This is a genomic window from Hominimerdicola alba, assembly GCF_900112155.1.
Taxonomy (GTDB): Bacteria; Bacillota; Clostridia; order Oscillospirales; family Ruminococcaceae; genus Hominimerdicola; species Hominimerdicola alba_D.
In genome coordinates, this window is the sequence record NZ_FOKQ01000019.1 from 1 (window position 1) to 17,253 (window position 17,253).

Here is a 17,253-nt window from a genome sequence, read left to right on the forward strand (position 1 = left end):
CAAAAAACTCGGAAGACCGAAGAATTACGCCGACAGCAAGGCTGAAAAGAAGGCAGCATATAAAGATAATACCGACAGGATCGAAGTGGAGCGTAAGTTCAGTCTCGCAAAGCGCAAATTCGGTCTTGGTCTGCTGCTCACAAAAAGAGAAGACACAACAAGAGCATCGATAGTTCTCAGCGTTATCGCAATGAACATCGACCGCCTGGCGGCGATGCTTTTGCGCTTCTGGAAAATAGTGATAAATATTCGCTTCTCATATCGCCAGCCGGTATGCCATGGATTTTAGAGGCTTGTTGAGGAGAGACTAAATATGGAATAGAGCTTTATCAGTCCCTATAGTTTTTCAGCCCCTACGCAAAATCGCCCCAAAGCACTAAAAAATGCTCCGGGGCAAAATCATATAACATTATATCATTTCAGAGAATCCACCGCTGCAGCTCTGTCTTCAGCGCCAAAGATGTAGGAGCCCGAAACAAATACATTCGCGCCCGCTTCACGGCACAGCTTCACAGTCTCACCATTCACACCGCCGTCTACTTCGATGTTGACCTCAGTGCGGCCCATGCTGTCCAGAATGTAGCGTATCTCGCTTATCTTTTCCAGAGTGTCTGCCACAAATTTCTGTCCGCCGAATCCCGGCTCAACAGTCATCACGAGCACCATGTCCACACTGCCAAGATATGGCTTTACTGCTGAAACAGGTGTACCGGGCTTTATGGATATGCCCGCGCTTATCCCGTGGGAATGTATCTTGTCTATAACAGCCTGCGGGTTGCTTGCCGCTTCAAGGTGGAATGTGATATTATCCGAACCTAAATTCGCATAATCATCGATGTAGCGTATAGGATCGGTTATCATAAGATGAGTGTCCATGGGCACCGATGCCGCTTTTCTTACGCATTTCAGCACAGGTGTGCCGAAGCTTATATTGTTTACGAAAACGCCGTCCATGACATCACAGTGCAGCCAGTCAGCACCTGCGCTTTCAATGCTTTTTATCTCGTTTTTCAGATCTGCCAGGTCACAGCCCAGCAGAGACGCCGATACAAGATCTTTCATATTTACACGACCTTACCTTTTTAATTCGTTTTTTATAATACTCCCTTTTTACAAACGTGTCCCTAATATCAATCAGATTCTATCTCTGTAAACCCTTTTACTGTTAAAAAATTTACAATGCGGTTGACCGCACTCTGTTCTGCTCCGTATGAAAAACTGAAATAACGATATCCCTCTTTTCCGCCACTTGAAACAACTTCAACAGATGTTTGATTTAAAGTTTGTTCAACAATTACTGTCAAAGTAAGGGTAGAGCCTATTCTGTGATAATAATCTTCAGCTATAAAGATCATTACTTTCCGTTTTGGTTCAATGATCTTTTTTATAAAAACACCGTCTCTGGAATCTGTATTTGAATAAAACCAATCAGTCAAAGTTTTTTCTATGTCAATGCTATACTGTGAAATCAATCTAGTTTTTTTCATATTATCCTCCAAAGAATCCCAATGTCGTATTAACGGCACAAAAGTCAAAAGGGAATTATATTACTTTCCAAAAGAGATGTCAAGCACCGAAAACGTCTGCTGACTTATCCCGAATTATTTTCTTATCTGACCGTTGCCTGTAACGAGATACTTTGTTGTAGTCATCTCGCGCAGACCCATAGGTCCTCTTGCGTGGAGCTTCTGGGTGGATATACCCAGCTCAGCACCCAGACCGAACATCTCGCCGTCGGTGAAACGTGTGGATACATTTACGTATACAGCCGCAGCATCTATCCTCTTCTGGAATTCCTGAGCAGAGAACAGGCTCTCGGTAACTATGCACTCGGAGTGTCCTGTGCTGTACTTGGATATATGCTCGATAGCCTCAGCCAGGTCATCAACTACCTTTATAGCTATGATATAATCCAGGAACTCTGTTGCATAATCGTCCTCATCAGCAGGAACGACACAGTCGCCAAGTATCTGCTTGGTCAGCTCGCATCCGCGTATCTCAACATTGTGCTCGTCAAGACGCTTTTTCAGCTTGGGCAGGAACTGTTCAGCCACATCGCGGTGTACAAGACAGGTCTCCACAGCGTTGCATACAGAAGGTCTCTGGGTCTTGCCGTTGTCAACGATATCAACAGCCATTTTCAGATCAGCCGAAGAGTCAACATATACATGGCAGTTGCCTGTGCCTGTCTCGATAACAGGTACGGTAGCTGTCTGTACAACAGCCTTGATAAGCTGTGCGCCGCCGCGGGGCACAAGTATGTCGATGTACTTGTTTGCTGTCATCATATCGTGGGCGATACCTCTGTCGGTGTCCTCAACAAGCTGGATTATGTCAGGGTCGAAACCAGCCCTCTTTACTGCAACACGCATCAGGTCAGCCAGGCATTTGTTTGAATTTATAGCTTCCTTGCCGCCGCGGAGAATAACTGCGTTGCCGCTCTTAAGGCTGAGTATAGCCGCATCAACGGTAACATTGGGACGTGCTTCGTATATCATGCCAACAACGCCCATAGGTACGCGAACCCTCTCGATCTTCATGCCGTTGGGACGAGTGCTTCCGTCAACAACTTCGCCAACAGGGTCGGGATATTTAGCCAGTGCTTCGCAGGCATTTGCCATGCCCTCAATTCTTGCATCGTTAAGTGCAAGTCTGTCCAGCAGAGATTCGCTCATCTTGCGTATCCTGCCGTTTTCGAGATCGACAGCATTAGCCTCGATGATCTCCTTTTTGCTGCTGCGGAGAATATGCGCGATCTCCAGCAGTGCGTCGTTTTTCATGTCAGATGAAGCGAAAGCGATAGTGCCCTTAGCTGCCTGCGCTTTCTGACCAAGTGTGTCTATGTAACCCATAATTAACGCTCCTTTCAAGCATCATTTATTCTGTTTATCAGCGATATCCGTATATACAGTAAACGCCGTTTTCTTCTTCGTAAGGTATGGAATACTTTTTAAGTATCCCTTCAAGTTCTTTCCCCGCATCGATGATCTCGGGGGCAATAAGTTTACCGCGCACCTTTTGGGTGCATGGTCGTATCTTCACCCATTCCACCGCGAAAGCGCCGTTGAATAATCCCTCGTATACATAAGCTTCGTGCCAGTTCATGTCCTCAGCACAGGGACTTTCATCTGTAAGAAATTTCAAAGTGTAAGGCGGCTGAAATGGCATCTCGTTCATCATAGCCCGCCGCAGGATATCCCACTTTTCCACGCTCATACAGCTTTCAAGACCCTTAGTATTTGCCGTCTGCAATGTCATTTCTCTTAGTTCAGCTGATGTCATAGCGCACCTCCGTGAACGTCAAAGCCCCAGTATCGTGAAGCACCCGCAGTTCTCAAATGCGTCCTCCACCCAGAACGCGGCTTCATCGGTTACCGCTTTAACATCGCCGCCGCGCTTTTCGGCAAGACGGCATACTTCTTCCCATTTTTCGGGATAGATGAGATTAACGCCGCAGTCATCGTACTCGGAAAGAACATTTTTCAGTATCTCTTCCAGACCGCAGGTATACATTATATCGTCATGCAGGAATATCGATCCGTCATTATGGTAGCGGTCGCCCTTATCCCAGTCCCATTCGCCTTTGAAAAACTCATAGTATACCGTGCTGATGCGCTGGCTGTTATGGACGAAATACTTCATGCTATCCCTCCTGTACGGTTATCTTTATTCTTGTGACCTCTCATATGCCGAAACAGTGCATATATCCCGTAACCTGCCATAGCACCCGCGGTGTTCAGTATAAGGTCATCAACATCGCTTGCCCTTACCGCAAAGGGAAGCTGTAATATCTCTATGCCAAGTGACATCATAGCCCCTGCCGCGGTCACTTTCCAGAAGCTGTTCAGCCGCTTGTAAAGTATGGGCAGTATTATCCCGCTTGGTATGAACATCATCACATTTCCCGCTATATTCAGCAGAATATCGGTGGGGTCGATGTAATCAAGTATATTCATAAAAGGTATTATATTTATCCTTAGCGGAAATATATGCGCGGTATCCAGTTCAAGTGGGAGAACTCTGCCATTGGCCGTTTCCATCGGAAAAAATGTTATCCTCAGCAGTACAGCCAGATTAACATACATAAGCAGAAGCATCAGCTCCCGCTTTATATGGAACTCCCTTTTCTTAACAGCAGATACAGCTCTTATAAGTACCCATGCCACCGCAAATACGATCTCTGTGGGGATGAAAGGTATGTATATCATATATCCTCTACGATATCGCTGTCACTGCTTTCGTCCACCTCAGGATCTTTCTTTTCAGCAGGTGAACCCTTAGCCTTGAACCTTGTTCCCAGACTTCCTGTCTCAAACAGATAGTACAGATTATCAGGGTTCTTGCCGTTGAGTATTATCATATCGATACCATTGTTTACAGCGATCTCAGCGGCGTTTATCTTGGTTATCATGCCGCCTGTGCCCATCTTTGTGCCTGCACCGCCTGCCAGCTTCCTGATATCGTCGGTAAGTTCTTCAACTACGGGTATCAGCTTCGCATCAGGGTCAAGACGAGGGTCGGCATCGTAAAGTCCGTCAATATCGGACATTATTATCAGCAGGTCGGCATTCGCTATCTTAGCCACAGTAGCCGCCAGAGAATCGTTCTCGCCCACTTCAAGCTCCAGCTCATCGATGGCAACGGTGTCATTCTCGTTGACTATTGGTATAGCGCCCAGCTGTATAACTCGCTCCAGAGCGTTCTGCACGTTCTGTCTTCTGTCCTCTATCAGCACGAACTTTGTCAGCAGAAGCTGTGCCACATTTATGCTGTATTCCGCGAAAAGCTTGTCATAAAGGTACATCAGCTCGCACTGACCCACAGCCGCACACGCCTGCTTGGTCGGTGTGTCCTTAGGTCGGTCAACAAGACCTATCTTAGACATACCCAGACCGATGGCACCGCTGGAAACAAGTATTATCTCGTGACCCGCATTCTGCAAATCAGCCAGATTTTTGACCAGCCCTTCAACGCGGCGTATGTTCAGTCTGCCCGTGCGGTGTGTCAGCGTAGAGGTACCCACCTTTACGACAACTCTCTTTTTATCTTTTAAATATGACATTTGATCTACCTCTTTCGTCTGTATGCTCAAAGTATCTCCCCAAGATTCTCATACACAAATTCCTGTGCGGCACGAGGGAAAAGTACCGTTTTGTAAGCCCTGTTGAGAGATGATATCTTCTCTCGCTCGATTATCCCCGCTTCCTCCGAAAGTATGGTCGCCGCCAGACGTTTCTGACCGTTCTCCACCTTTTCCGTGAGGTAGTTCTCGCTTATGAGCCAGCTCTTTATAGCCTCGCTGACAGGCTTTTTATCGGCGTTAAGTCCCAGCTGAGTGAGTATCTCGTCACACATCTGCGGCAGTGACAATTCCTCGTCCATGCCCTGAAGACCCTCTGCACCGCTCTTTATCATATCAGCCAGACTTCCGCTGTCAGCGGAATCGGACTGCGCATTTTTCCTTTCGGGGTGTTCATGGAGATACTTGTTTATCTCCGCCGTGAAGTACATTCCGTACCTCTCCTGCTTCACCTTGCCCACACCGGGCACTTCCAGAAAATCGCTCTGTGTAACAGGCATACGCACGCACATCTCACGCAAAGCCGAATCTCCGAAAACTATGTAGGCAGGCATGGATATCTCCTCCGCAAGCTTTGCACGAAGCTCCCGCAGACGTTCAAACAGCTCCCTGTCGAAGGCAGTAACGCCGAGGTCTTTCTTCCTGCGCTCGGGCTCTTCCTTGCTGTGCTTGGGCAAGCGCATACTTACCTTTTTGTTCTGCATCAGCACCTCAGCAGATCTGCGTGTCAGCACCAGCGTGCTGTGCTCGCCCTCCGTAAGATAGCCTTCTGCCTGCAAGTACTGTATCTCCGACCGTATCTGCGCCGTGGATACATCTTTCATTATAGAATAGGTGGAAAGTGTTTCCAGCCCGAACTGCTTTATCTTCGCATTAGCCGAACCTTTCAGCACCGCGGATACCACCACAGCACCGAAATGCATATTCCTCTGATGGAGCCTGTATACGCAGGAAAGTATCTTCTGGGCATCCACTGTTATATCCGTAAGCTCCGTCTCTCCCAGACAGTTGGAGCAGTTGCCGCAGTTACATACTCGCTTTTCACCGAAGTAATCAAGTATGAACTGTCTCAGACATCTGCCTGTGTTGCAGTAATCCGTCATCTGCCGAAGCTTCTGCATATCCCGCTTTTTTATAAGCTCCTGAGCTTCATCATCAAGGTCGGTATTGTCCCGTGAATTTTCGATAAGATACTTGTTGGTGACGATATCTTTAGCACCGTACAGAAGTATGCACTTAGCCTCACTGCCGTCACGTCCCGCACGTCCTGCTTCCTGATAATAATTTTCAAGATTTTTGGGCATATTATAATGGACAACAAAGCTGACGTTGGATTTGTCTATACCCATGCCGAAAGCGTTGGTCGCCGCGATGATGTTCACGCGGTCATATATGAAATCGTCCTGATTCTTCTTGCGCTCCTCAGCTGAAAGCCCCGCATGATATCTGGTGCAGGCGATTCCGTCAGCCGTCAGTTTCTCGCTGACCTCGTCCACCGCTTTTCTGGTGGCACAGTAGATTATACCGCAGCTGCCCTTGTTTTCAAGAACAATCTTCTTCGTCTCGGCGTACTTGTCCTTGGCGTGCTTTACCCCGAAATACAGGTTCTCACGGTCGAATCCCGTGGTCACGCTGACAGGGTCGTGAAGTCCAAGCATACGCACAATGTCCGACCTTACCTGGTCAGTAGCCGTTGCCGTGAAAGCACCAACTGTGGGTCGGTACGGAAGCTGTTCAAGAAATTCCGATATCCTCAGATAATGGGGACGGAAATCCTGTCCCCACTGTGATACGCAGTGGGCTTCGTCCACCGCCACAAGGGATATCCTCACATTTCTCGCCAGACTCATAAAAGATGGTGTGCAAAGCCTTTCGGGGGCAACATATATCAGCTTGTACATTCCACGCGAAGCATTTGCGATAGCGGTGTTGTACTGCTGTGTGGTGAGGGAAGAATTGAGATAAGCCGCCCTCACTCCCGATTGTATAAGGCTGTTGACCTGATCTTTCATCAGTGATATCAGCGGAGATATGACAAGCGTTATGCCGTCAAGCATCAGCGCAGGTATCTGGTAGCACATGGATTTTCCCGCACCTGTAGGCATTATGCCCACAGCGTCGCGTCCGCTGAGAAGCGCATCTATCAGAGGCAGCTGTCCCTCGCGGAAATCCGTATGCCCGAAGAAATCGCGCAACACGCTGTATTTATCCGAAAAATCGGTCATTGAAACATCACTCTTTCCGAGATAAACGTTGCAGCAGTCATTCTGACCGCCCAATTATACATACACAGTATATTATATCACACTCCGCAGAAAAATGCAACGGGGTAAATTTTTAATTCATAATTCATAATGCATAATTCATAATTATTGACAGGGGCGGGAGTTTTGTGTTCTGTACTGTAAATCGCTATTGCCAATAATTATAAAAAGTGAGGTACACTATGCTTATAGTTTTTATCCGCTCGATCATCCTGTATTTCGTAATAACCGCCGCCATTCGGCTGATGGGCAAACGCCAGATAGGTGACCTCCAGCCATCAGAACTTGTGATAACCATGCTGCTTTCCAACATCGCCACCCTCACGGTGGAAGATATCAGCATACCCATGATAATGGGTATCGTCCCTGTTTTCACACTTGTCAGCATCGATGTGATAGTGTCATACCTCTCACTGAGGTCGCGCCGTATCCGCCGAACTGTCAGCGGTTCATCAAAGCTGATAATATCCAACGGCAAGATAGACCAGAAAGCCATGCGGGAACTCCGTTTCACCACTGATGACCTCATGGCGGCACTCCGCGCCCAGCAGATATTCGACCTTGCAGATGTCCAGTTCGCAGTAGCCGAAACAACAGGCACCATCTCCGTCTGCCCGAAGAAGACTGCCGCCCCGCCAACAGCCAAGGACTTAGGTCTTGCCCCTGCTGACACCGACCCGCCCGTCATGCTGATAAGCGACGGTGAAGTCTCCACCGCCGCTTTGAATTTTCTCGGGCTTGATATGGAATGGCTGAACAAAGTAGTCAAAGCCGATGGCGCATCTATCCCCGAGATATTCATAATGACCGCCGAAAATCCCACAAAATATACTATTATAAAAAAGGAGCCAAGAAAATGAAACGTCTGCTGATATGCCTCACTCTCCTGACCACTATCCTTGCCGCGGGTATATTCTCCGCCGCCTATGTCCGAAACACCAATGCCCGCATACAGGATCTCTGTGCCGAGATAAGGGAACAAGTCATATCCGATACCGACCCGTCTTCCGCAATCACAGAACTCTGCACCTGCTGGCAGGAACACTGCAAGATACTCTCATTCCTCGAAAACTTCAACAGCGTCACAGCCATCTCCGCCGAAATGAGCCGCCTGCCCGCCCTTGCTTCAGCCGACCCCGCCGACCTGATCGAACAGATAGACTCCATCTCCGAACAATGCCGCCTGCTATCCCAGCGCCATCTCCCGAGCCTGCATTCTTTGCTTTGAGCGATGGGGTAGCCTACGGACTGCGGGATTTACTGGGGAAAATCCGCAATATGTGTAATAAATTACCGTTTACGGGCAAATACTGCAGAAGCTGAACACAAAAAAGAGACTGCCTAAGCAGTCCCATAAATATATTACAAAACTATCTTTTTGTACAAAGCTTTGATGGTGTCGCTGTCCAGTTTGACGGGGTGGTTTTTAAGGCGCTCGGTGTTTACCGAGGATGCCAGAAGTTCTATATCTCCATCTGCCGCTTTCGGTGCTGAAAGTCCCAGACTATCCACCAGAGAACCGAAACTTTCTGCGGCTGATGATACTGATTCACAGCCCATTATGTGCGCCAGTTCATTCAGCATATTTTTATAATATTCCTCACCGCGGTCGTCTTTGCAAAGTGAAGTGTTTTCGGCCATGAAAGGGAACAGCGCCTTTACGCACAGCGCCGCCGCGTGTCCGTGGGCAAGACCGTACTTCGTGGTCAGCTTGTAGCACATGGCGTGACCTGCCGTGGTGGCAGTGATGTTTATGGCTTTTCCTGCGATGTTTGAAGCTTTCAGCATATCCGAGTTGCCTGCATCGGTGTTGGCGAGATATCCGCCCATGGACGAGAATATCAGCTTTATGGCTTCTGCCGCATATGCCTGACTTTCCTGCGTTGAATGTACCGACCAGTAGCTTTCAACTGCGTGACAAAGTGCGTCCAGCATGGTGGCTTTCTTCTGATAGTCTGGGAGAGTGCGTAAAACCGAAGCATCGAACATCACTGCTGTTGGTATGCAGCTGTTGTCCGTCACAGATACTTTGTTGCCGTTGTGGTAGATTATGGCGTAGCGTGTGGCTTCACTGCCTGTGCCGGCTGTTGTGGGCACGGCGAAAAATTCAATATCGTTGGGAATTATCTTCTGCGTTATATAATCGGTGCTGTCATCCATGGTGGCGTACATTTTTATGCATTTCGCAGTGTCCATTGCCGAACCGCCGCCAACAGCCGCCACCATATCACAGCCAGTTTCTTTGTAGAGTTTCACGCCTGCCAGAACAGACGTATAATCGGGGTTTGGCTTGAAATCCGAGAATCTGATGACCTCTATGCCTGTGCGCCCGTGAAGTTCATTAAAATATCTGCCGACAGCAAGCCCATCCATTGATCTGCCGCCCACCAGAAGTATCCGCTTAGCGCCCGTATCTCTGAAATAGGTGTCAAGCGCTTCTGTGCTGTTGTCAACTATCATCTGCATGATGTTACCTCCCTATACCATATTATACGACTTTTATTTCAGGTATGCGCTCGCTGCCATCGCATACGACACAGTAGGTGCTGATACGAAAATATGCGGTCGCATAATTTGGAAATAATGTCTTTATATCAAAAGAAAAGCTGACAGATCAGAAACCTGTCAGCTCTGTTTTTAAGATAAATTGCCGCCTTGCCGTCGCATAGAATGTAAACCCGCATCAACGTGCAGGGTGGGTAAAACGACCTTTCAGCCTCATGATCCCTTCGTCCGTAGACCGAACGGCAAATGCGGTTCGGGCGGGAGGTCTTCAATCTTCGGAAAGAGTGCGAATCCCTTTTAATAAGTGTTGGATTTAAAAAGCTATGCTTGATCGAACAAGGTAGCAATCTAAAAACCTTGTTCACAGGAGTTTTCCGCTCCTTTGATCTGTTTACATTATACCATAATCGATCGTAAATTTCAAACGGTAATTTAGACAAAATACCGTCTGAAAAATTGTACATTATAAATTATTGGCAAATGCGGGAGGCTTATTCTCCCTCTTCTTCGTCGTCCTCGAAATCGAACATCTCGTCCAGACGCTCTTCAAAAGCTGCGCCTACACGATCGAACAGATCCTCGTCCTCGATAGAAGCCAGTATCTCTTCACCGGTCTCGTTATCGTACTCCGCCTTCAGTATCACCAGCAGCGAAGCCTCGTCGAGTATCTTGTCAGCATCCTCTTCCTCATAAAAAGGAGTAAGCGCATAATATCTTTCGCCCTCAAAGTCCATGCAGTCCAGCAGTTCAAAAGTCTGCTTGTTGCCGTCCTCATCCATCAGCTCGTAAAGATCGGGGGTGTATTCATTCTTCTGCTCGTCCATACCTAATGACCTCCTTTAAGACCATATGCGGCATAATTTGACCGCCGCAACATTTATATTATACTACAAATGGCAAAATAAGTCAAGCGGTATTTTCTGAAGGCTCTGTAACACTTTTCTTTGTATGTTAAATATAAAAATTATAAAAATGTTGAAAAAAACTATTGACAACTCACAAGAAATGTGGTATAGTATATTCAAGGAAAAGGAAAGCAGATAAAAATCAATAAGGCGATGGCGGAGATGAGCCTTAGGGCACGTTGTTATCGCCGGGTCTTGATAATAAAGCTGATAGTTCCTTGAATCGAGATCTATATGGGTAAAAGTAAAGGTACCATAGTTCGTGCAGGACGAGGGTCCATCTTACAAAGTGGTACAGACTCCGTAAGATCTTAGATCATATGAAAGGAGCGAGTCCGATGGATGTAAGCGAAAGCCTTGTGAGTATTCAGGGCTCGTGCATCTCTTAATTACCGGGGACAAGACTCAGACGTAGGGGCTGACAGTTCCGGACAGTGAAATTTTATTAAGTAAGAGATAAGCGGGTCGGCGGAAGGCATTACTAATTCGTTTATACAAGGCGGATACTCAAGTCCTTAAAATTGAATATCTCCGTCGTGAACGGGGAACTTTAATATTGATCAGGAGTGGTGCAGAGTGCACGATATATTTCTGAATATCTGAACGAAGGGAGTGAGTCCACAGTTCTATTCAGCTTAGCTTCCAAGCGAGAGGAAGCACTCCGATGATGGCGCGTGAAGCGCAAATTTAACCGAAAGGCGTAATTCCAATGGCATAAAGTTGATTTGATACTGTTACGGCGAGATGCCGAATACAATATTAGGTTTGGGAGTGATGCATTTTGAAGATGCAGAGCAAACTGCTGAGAATTTGAGAGTGAGGAGTGAGTCCCAAGTACAACGCAGCTTCGTTCCTGAGCTAGAGGAACATCCCGAATTTGGCGCGTAGGCGCAAATCTACTGAAAGGAAACCGTACCAATGGCATAGTTGGTTTTTGATTTCGATTTTAATGTACGGCTGAAAATGCCGCATATCTTATAATAGGGAGTGGTGCATTATGAAAATGCGCTCAAGAATGCTGAATATCTGAAAGATGGGAGTGAGTCCAAAGGGTGTTGCAGCTTAGCTTCCGAGCTATAGGAAGCATCCCGACAATGACGCGATAAGCGTAAATTTTTCTGAAAGGAAAGGTACCAATGGCATAGTTGGTTAATGATCCGACCTTGGCGGACAGTGGGTCCGCAGCACGTTTACTTTTATAATAGGGAGTGGTGCATTATGAAAATGCGCACAAGACTGCTGAATATCTGAAAGTTAGGAGTGATTCCGAAGGTGTATGCAGCTTAGTTCCGAAGCTTAGCGGAACGTCCCGAATTTATAACGCGTGTGCGTTAAATTTCTACGAAAGGTTTTGAACCAATGGCTTGATTTTAATTTTCCGCTGATGCGGAGTGAAATACATAAAATATATTGAAAGGTAGTAAATCCGATGAGAAGTTAAGTTTTTTCCCGACAAAAATTTATTCTTACCGAAAGGAAATTAGTTCCGATGGAAATTTGATAAAAGGTCTGCACGTTTGTTTTGAGTTTACTTGCAGTGCGGATAAAGGATTTTCAGATTTACTGATATATTTTATTAAACGAAAGGATCAAAGTCCAATGGCTTAATATGGATCAATATGAGAGCTGTCGATTTACGGCAGCTCTCTTTTAATGTGTCCCGATGCAGTGCGGGAGCATATTATATAAAAACGGCTCACTGCCGTGTCGTTGCAGGGTGGAATTTTTATCCCGTGAAAAGCCCGTTCTATCCGATGCGGCAGCCTGTTTTTTGCCCGCCGCGGGAATGGCTTTGCTGTTTTCGCGTTTGTGTGGGCTGATATTTTGATGTATGAAATATTGATGCTTGTACTTATCGTAGATCGGGGATTTGTTGCGCTTGTATCAGCTCTGAACTCAAACAAACGTTCCACGTGGAACATTTACACTTATCAACATACATACTGCGGTGGACGTTTCGCCCCTCGTCCCTCGGGTCGAGTCATCGGAAACGCTGTCGCTGTCCGATGACGGGCGCGGCAATAATTTACGCAGATAGAAAGAGCGTGGACGGTTGTTTTGTCCACGCTCATATTGTTGTTATTGCCGCGCCTTTTTGACAGGGTCGGGAGGTCGCTGTTCTCTTATTGTTCGCTGTGCATTATTGCTTTGCGCCTTGATGCGAGGGCTCTGCCCTCGCGCTCCCGCAAGCCTGCTAGCGCGAGGCATATGCCGACGCAGTCGCATAAACCGCGCGCTTTGTTTCCTTGGCAGCTTCCGCAACATGGTGTTTCTATGCATCATCCGCTGCTTCAGCAGCGATTGCGAACACAAATGTTATCAGCAAACTCACACTCATCTGCCCACGCACAGCCATAACCACTATCAGCACCGCCGTTAGCATTATAAATGTATACCTCACCGCCCGAAGCGATTTTCCCTCTGTCAGAAGTTCCAATGCTCTGCCGCCGTCAAAATGCTTGAAAGGCAGAAGATTGAATGCCCCCAGCAAAAGATTTATCTGCACGAATGAAGTCATGCCCCGAGTTATAAGCCCTGTCCAAGCAAGCAGAAAATTCACCACGCAGCCCGCAAGCAGTACGGTTAGGTCCTTGCCGAAACTGTCGATCCTGCCTTTTGGCGGAGTTATGCGTATACCGCCGCCGTAAAGGGTAATGGCTTCCGGTCTGCGACCGAATATCAGCATGAAAAAAAGATGTCCGCATTCGTGAAGACAGCAGCACAGCAGTGCTGTCAGCAGACTGCCTTCATCACAGCCTGTGAGCAGCACCAGTGCAAGCACCGCGGGAAAGCTGAAGCTTATTCCCAACTGTACGCCGCCAACGCTGATACGGAACATTTTCATCACCCATCATTATACTATTCGGGTGATGCGCTGATTATTTCCTTTTTCTGATACTTATCTCGCCGCTGGATATGGTATCCTCGGTGCCGTCCTCATATCTCACCATAAGTCGGCATTTTTCGTCGGCGTCGATAAGCTTTGCGGGAGTTATCTCACTGCCGCGTATAAGGTTGATGTCCTCGCCGCGCCACATAAGTCTGCTCTGGTATCCCTGCAAAAAGCTGTTTTCGGAAAGGTGGCGGTAATAGCCCATGAAGTTTTCCAGTACCATCGCCGCCATGCGGTTGCGGATATCCTCGGCGGGAGTGTCCAGCACCGCCCCTGCGATATCCTTGATATCCTCGGGGAAACCGCCCTCGGGTTCGTAGACGTTTATGCCTATACCGCAGACTGCGTAGTCAAGCCCGCCGTTTTCAAGGTTGAATGAAGCTTCCGTGAGTATGCCGCAGATCTTTCTGCCGTTCATGTACACATCGTTTACCCACTTGATATCGGATCTTTTGCCGCTTATCTTTTCAACGGCTTCCGCAACTGCCACGGCCGCCGCGGTAGTTATGCGTACAGCATCTGCGGCTGTCATTTCGGGCCTTAACAATATGCTGAGGTACAGCCCTGTGTTCGAGGGTGAAAAGAATTTTCTGCCCAGCCTGCCTTTTCCGCCTGTCTGCATACCGGCGATTACCGCAGTGCCCTCGGGAGCGCCATTTGTGGCAAGTTCACGAAGTCTGGTATTGGTGGAATCCGTTTCCTTATAGACCGTCAGGCTGATACCGCTGTTGTCGCCGAGGTATTTCTCTACTCCCGCCGCAGACAGCATATCGGCGCTGTCAAGACGGTAGCCCCTGTTGGTCACAGCGGATATATCATAGCCCTCGCTTTGGAGTTTTTTAACAGCTTTCCACACTGCGCCGCGGGTACAGCCGAGACTTTCAGCTATCTCTTCACCCGAGAGGTATCTGCCCCTGTTCTGTTCAAACAGTTTTATAAGTTCGTTTTTTACAGCCAAGCCCATCACTCTCCCTGAAGTACGTTAAGGTCAACTGCGCCGTTTATGCCGTCGATGCGACCCGTACCGCAGCGCTGCCAGATGTACCAGTCGCCCTCGTAGGTAGTTTCTTCCACGTAGTGGGCTACCCATATGGGTCTGTCATTCTTGTTTTCCCAGAAAAGTTCCAGGAAGTTCTTACTGCTGTAAAGCATAGCCGCATAGCCGTTCTTTTCAAGTTCGCTTGCGAAGGCTTCGTATACCTCGGAAAGATCGTGGATACTCATGCCGTAGCGCTGAAAACTCTGGAATTCTTCCCAGTCGAAAGCAACAGGGAAGTCCAGCTTGTGTCCGTCAAGAGTTTTGACTATCTTCTTTGCGGTGGCACGCGCACCCTCGATGGTGGTATCGGTGGAATAGAAATATACCCCGACTTTCAGCCCTGCTTCTGTCGCACCCTCGATGTTATTATAATAGTATTCGTCAAGGTCGGTGCCGCCTGATTCGCCGTAGCCCATTCTGATTATAACGAACTTACAGCCCGCTTCGGCAACGGCATCAAAGTCGATATCTCCCTGCCAGCGTGAAACGTCAATGCCGAACTCTCTGCCGTCGGCACTGTAATTCTCTACAAAGTCACCGAATTCAATGGCGCTGTCATCGTAGGTTTCATCATCTGATGAAGACGATGGCACGCCCACGTTCACGTTTATGTACCTTGTGAGCCTGTTGCCGCTGGCATCATCGATATACAGCGTCAGGGGATAACTGCCCTCAGCCGATGTATCAACATCGCCCTCAACGGTAAGCACAGGTGCGCGGTCAAGGTTGTCGGCATAACTCACATAGTCATCGATATTGAAATCGTCGCCGACGCTCAGGGATATATCATCACCCAGAAGCATAACGGGCGGGGTGGTATCAACCACGTTATACTTTACTTTCTTTTCGGCTTCGCCGCCGTCAAGCTCCATTCTCAGGGTTACTTCCTGCTCGCCTGTTTCGTCGGTCTTCAGGTACTCGTCGCCGTTTTTCAGTTTTGCGTTGCTGTCAAAAACAAAGTCTTTCAGCCTTATCCGCTGGTAGACTTCCACCGTATCCATGCACCCAACATTTATTTTGTCGGGGTCTGCTTTTTTCTTGGCGGGAGCTTTTGTCTCGGGCTTGCTTTCGTCCTTTTCGGGAGCTGTGGTCTCGGCAGGTTTTTCCTGAACTTCCACAACTATCTTGTCTGCCTTGTCCTCGTCACCTGTGGTCTGCTTATCTGTGACAACGGCAGAAGTGTCGTCCTTTTTCGGTTCGATATCCGCTCCGCAGCCTGCCAGCATAAGTGCCGCTGCTGCTATGGCTAAAGCTTTCTTCATTCGCCCTTATCCTCCAGTGCTTCCAAAAGATTCTCGTAAAGTTCGGGATACTTCTTTTGCATACGTATTGGACGCAGGTCTGTGCCCGTGAAACAGTGCTCGGTAACTGCGGTAAGTGACAGCTGACCTGTTGTCAGATTATTGACTTCGTATTCCAGCTTGAATCTGCATCCGTTGAAGCTGAGCAGTCTGCACTTTACTTCAAACTCGTCCCCAAACCTTACAGGATATTTATACTCGCATGAAACGCTGAGCACAGGAGATACTATGCCCTGCTTCTCGGTGAATTCAAAGGGACAGCCTGCCTGTTCCATCAGGTCTATCCTTGCTTCCTCCAGCCAGCGGACGTAGTTGGAATGATGGACGATGTCCATTCTGTCCGTTTCATAGTAATATGCCTTGCGGCGGTAGGGTCTGTATTCTTTCATTTTTATGTTCCTTCTTTCGCATATGTACATCAGGGTGACTTGCGTTATTTGTCAAACCCGCATACTTCTTCAAAACGCATATTTCCGCCGAAGATATCAAGGGCGCTTCCTATGGTGAAATCCACCCTGCCTTTGCCAAGGGTCTTCAGCTTTTCAAGGTCATCAAAGGAAGATATCCCTCCCGCATAGGTGGCGGGCATACCTTCGATATCTCCCAGCAGGGTCGCTACGCCGTCCTCGATGCCCTTAGCCTTGCCTTCGACATCTACCGCGTGTATAAGAAATTCATCACAGCTGTCCCTAAGACGTTCTATGGTTTCGGGGCAGAGTTTTGTGTCGGTGAACTTCTGCCATCTGTCGGTAACGATGTAGTAATCCTCGCCCCGCTTTCTGCATGAAAGGTCAAGGACAAGCCTGTTCTTGCCAACAGCGTTTTTCATCAGTGTGAGATTGTGTTCATCTATCTCGCCGTTCCTGAAAACGAAGCTTGTGACGATAACGTGGCTGGCACCCCTGTCAAGGAATCCTGCGGCGTTTTTGTCATTTATACCTCCGCCTATCTGCAAGCCGCCCTCAAAGGCACTCAGTGCGGAGTACGCCTGCTGCAAGTCCTTTTCGTAGAACTCGCTCCCTGCGGGGTTCAGGATTATGATATGTCCCCCGGTCAGTCCGCGGCTTTTGTAAAGTTCGCCGTAGTAGCTGCCGTCCTGTTCGGATACAAAATTATCCTGGGCATGGTTGCCTTTATCTGCAAGGCTTCCGCCGACTATCTGCTTTACACAGCCGTTGTGTATATCTATACATGGTCTGAATCGCATACGCTCATACCTCCGTTAACGAGAAAAATTCAATATATAAAGAGTGTTCATAAGGCAAA

The 17,253-nt window shown here is 47.9% G+C and carries 18 protein-coding genes; 3 read left to right on the top strand and 15 right to left on the bottom strand.

Translation table 11 applies throughout. The annotated features are described in order from the left end of the window. On the top strand, positions 1-289 hold a 289-nt coding region (locus BM265_RS11260; protein ID WP_143098714.1), incomplete at its 5' end, for a transposase. Positions 290-414: 125 nt separating this feature from the next. Here BM265_RS11260 and rpe read toward each other — a convergent pair. From rpe to recQ, 8 genes are all read right to left on the bottom strand, one after another. Further along, a complete protein-coding gene (gene rpe, locus BM265_RS11265) occupies positions 415-1,062 on the bottom strand; it encodes a ribulose-phosphate 3-epimerase (protein WP_074961872.1) in 648 nt (215 codons plus the stop codon). 68 nt (positions 1,063-1,130) lie between these two features. After that, positions 1,131-1,487, bottom strand: a complete 357-nt coding sequence (locus BM265_RS11270) for a DUF6054 family protein (protein ID WP_074961874.1) — start codon at positions 1,485-1,487, stop codon at positions 1,131-1,133. Between the two features lie 114 nt (positions 1,488-1,601). Further along, on the bottom strand, positions 1,602-2,852 hold the full coding sequence (locus tag BM265_RS11275; protein ID WP_074961875.1) for a glutamate-5-semialdehyde dehydrogenase: 1,251 nt from the start codon (positions 2,850-2,852) through the stop codon (positions 1,602-1,604). 37 nt (positions 2,853-2,889) lie between these two features. Further along, positions 2,890-3,282: a DUF6678 family protein gene (locus BM265_RS11280; protein ID WP_074961877.1), complete on the bottom strand. Its 393-nt coding sequence runs from the start codon at positions 3,280-3,282 to the stop codon at positions 2,890-2,892. Between the two features lie 18 nt (positions 3,283-3,300). Beyond that, positions 3,301-3,642, bottom strand: coding sequence for a hypothetical protein (locus BM265_RS11285; RefSeq protein WP_074961879.1), 342 nt, complete (start codon positions 3,640-3,642; stop codon positions 3,301-3,303). After that, positions 3,639-4,208, bottom strand: a complete 570-nt coding sequence (locus BM265_RS11290) for a VanZ family protein (RefSeq protein WP_074961881.1) — start codon at positions 4,206-4,208, stop codon at positions 3,639-3,641. The genes BM265_RS11285 and BM265_RS11290 overlap by 4 nt, the downstream gene beginning before the upstream one ends. Then, positions 4,205-5,062: a glutamate 5-kinase gene (gene proB, locus BM265_RS11295; protein WP_074961882.1), complete on the bottom strand. Its 858-nt coding sequence runs from the start codon at positions 5,060-5,062 to the stop codon at positions 4,205-4,207. The genes BM265_RS11290 and proB overlap by 4 nt, the downstream gene beginning before the upstream one ends. Positions 5,063-5,088: 26 nt before the next feature. After that, entirely contained in the window at positions 5,089-7,305 is a 2,217-nt protein-coding gene (gene recQ / locus BM265_RS11300; RefSeq protein ID WP_074961982.1) for a DNA helicase RecQ, read from the bottom strand. A gap of 221 nt (positions 7,306-7,526) precedes the next feature. Between recQ and BM265_RS11305 the strand changes: the two genes are divergently transcribed. Beyond that, positions 7,527-8,204: a DUF421 domain-containing protein gene (locus BM265_RS11305; protein ID WP_074961884.1), complete on the top strand. Its 678-nt coding sequence runs from the start codon at positions 7,527-7,529 to the stop codon at positions 8,202-8,204. Next, a complete protein-coding gene (locus BM265_RS11310) occupies positions 8,201-8,572 on the top strand; it encodes a DUF4363 family protein (RefSeq protein ID WP_074961885.1) in 372 nt (123 codons plus the stop codon). Before BM265_RS11305 ends, BM265_RS11310 begins: the two co-directional genes overlap by 4 nt. A gap of 134 nt (positions 8,573-8,706) precedes the next feature. Here the strand turns inward: BM265_RS11310 and BM265_RS11315 are convergent, their stop codons facing one another. From BM265_RS11315 to hisA, 7 genes are all read right to left on the bottom strand, one after another. Beyond that, entirely contained in the window at positions 8,707-9,810 is a 1,104-nt protein-coding gene (locus tag BM265_RS11315; RefSeq protein WP_074961887.1) for a phosphonoacetaldehyde reductase, read from the bottom strand. Positions 9,811-10,340: 530 nt separating this feature from the next. Then, complete coding sequence (locus BM265_RS11320; protein ID WP_074829960.1) at positions 10,341-10,673, bottom strand: DUF1292 domain-containing protein; 333 nt, start codon at positions 10,671-10,673, stop codon at positions 10,341-10,343. Between the two features lie 2,353 nt (positions 10,674-13,026). Further along, complete coding sequence (locus tag BM265_RS11325) at positions 13,027-13,593, bottom strand: site-2 protease family protein (protein ID WP_074961889.1); 567 nt, start codon at positions 13,591-13,593, stop codon at positions 13,027-13,029. 40 nt (positions 13,594-13,633) lie between these two features. Next, positions 13,634-14,605, bottom strand: coding sequence for a biotin--[acetyl-CoA-carboxylase] ligase (locus BM265_RS11330; protein ID WP_074961984.1), 972 nt, complete (start codon positions 14,603-14,605; stop codon positions 13,634-13,636). 5 nt (positions 14,606-14,610) lie between these two features. Then, the gene (locus BM265_RS11335; protein ID WP_074961891.1) at positions 14,611-15,948 is read right to left on the bottom strand and encodes a GH25 family lysozyme; all 1,338 of its coding nucleotides are present in this window, start codon (positions 15,946-15,948) and stop codon (positions 14,611-14,613) included. After that, a complete protein-coding gene (locus BM265_RS11340) occupies positions 15,945-16,376 on the bottom strand; it encodes an acyl-CoA thioesterase (RefSeq protein ID WP_074829972.1) in 432 nt (143 codons plus the stop codon). Before BM265_RS11340 ends, BM265_RS11335 begins: the two co-directional genes overlap by 4 nt. Positions 16,377-16,420: 44 nt before the next feature. After that, complete coding sequence (hisA, locus tag BM265_RS11345) at positions 16,421-17,194, bottom strand: phosphoribosylformimino-5-aminoimidazole carboxamide ribotide isomerase (RefSeq protein WP_074961892.1); 774 nt, start codon at positions 17,192-17,194, stop codon at positions 16,421-16,423. Positions 17,195-17,253: the final 59 nt, after the last annotated feature.

Bases quoted from the DNA above. Each gene is read 5' to 3' on its own strand.
- rpe (WP_074961872.1), bottom strand. From the start codon at position 1,062: ATGAAAGATCTTGTATCGGCGTCTCTGCTGGGCTGTGACCTGGCAGAT.
- BM265_RS11270 (WP_074961874.1), bottom strand. From the start codon at position 1,487: ATGAAAAAAACTAGATTGATTTCACAGTATAGCATTGACATAGAAAAA.
- BM265_RS11320 (WP_074829960.1), bottom strand. From the start codon at position 10,673: ATGGACGAGCAGAAGAATGAATACACCCCCGATCTTTACGAGCTGATG.
- BM265_RS11315 (WP_074961887.1), bottom strand. From the start codon at position 9,810: ATGCAGATGATAGTTGACAACAGCACAGAAGCGCTTGACACCTATTTC.
- proB (WP_074961882.1), bottom strand. From the start codon at position 5,062: ATGTCATATTTAAAAGATAAAAAGAGAGTTGTCGTAAAGGTGGGTACC.
- BM265_RS11285 (WP_074961879.1), bottom strand. From the start codon at position 3,642: ATGAAGTATTTCGTCCATAACAGCCAGCGCATCAGCACGGTATACTAT.
- recQ (WP_074961982.1), bottom strand. From the start codon at position 7,305: ATGACCGATTTTTCGGATAAATACAGCGTGTTGCGCGATTTCTTCGGG.
- BM265_RS11275 (WP_074961875.1), bottom strand. From the start codon at position 2,852: ATGGGTTACATAGACACACTTGGTCAGAAAGCGCAGGCAGCTAAGGGC.
- BM265_RS11335 (WP_074961891.1), bottom strand. From the start codon at position 15,948: ATGAAGAAAGCTTTAGCCATAGCAGCAGCGGCACTTATGCTGGCAGGC.
- BM265_RS11340 (WP_074829972.1), bottom strand. From the start codon at position 16,376: ATGAAAGAATACAGACCCTACCGCCGCAAGGCATATTACTATGAAACG.
- BM265_RS11325 (WP_074961889.1), bottom strand. From the start codon at position 13,593: ATGTTCCGTATCAGCGTTGGCGGCGTACAGTTGGGAATAAGCTTCAGC.
- BM265_RS11280 (WP_074961877.1), bottom strand. From the start codon at position 3,282: ATGACATCAGCTGAACTAAGAGAAATGACATTGCAGACGGCAAATACT.
- BM265_RS11310 (WP_074961885.1), top strand. From the start codon at position 8,201: ATGAAACGTCTGCTGATATGCCTCACTCTCCTGACCACTATCCTTGCC.
- hisA (WP_074961892.1), bottom strand. From the start codon at position 17,194: ATGCGATTCAGACCATGTATAGATATACACAACGGCTGTGTAAAGCAG.
- BM265_RS11290 (WP_074961881.1), bottom strand. From the start codon at position 4,208: ATGATATACATACCTTTCATCCCCACAGAGATCGTATTTGCGGTGGCA.
- BM265_RS11305 (WP_074961884.1), top strand. From the start codon at position 7,527: ATGCTTATAGTTTTTATCCGCTCGATCATCCTGTATTTCGTAATAACC.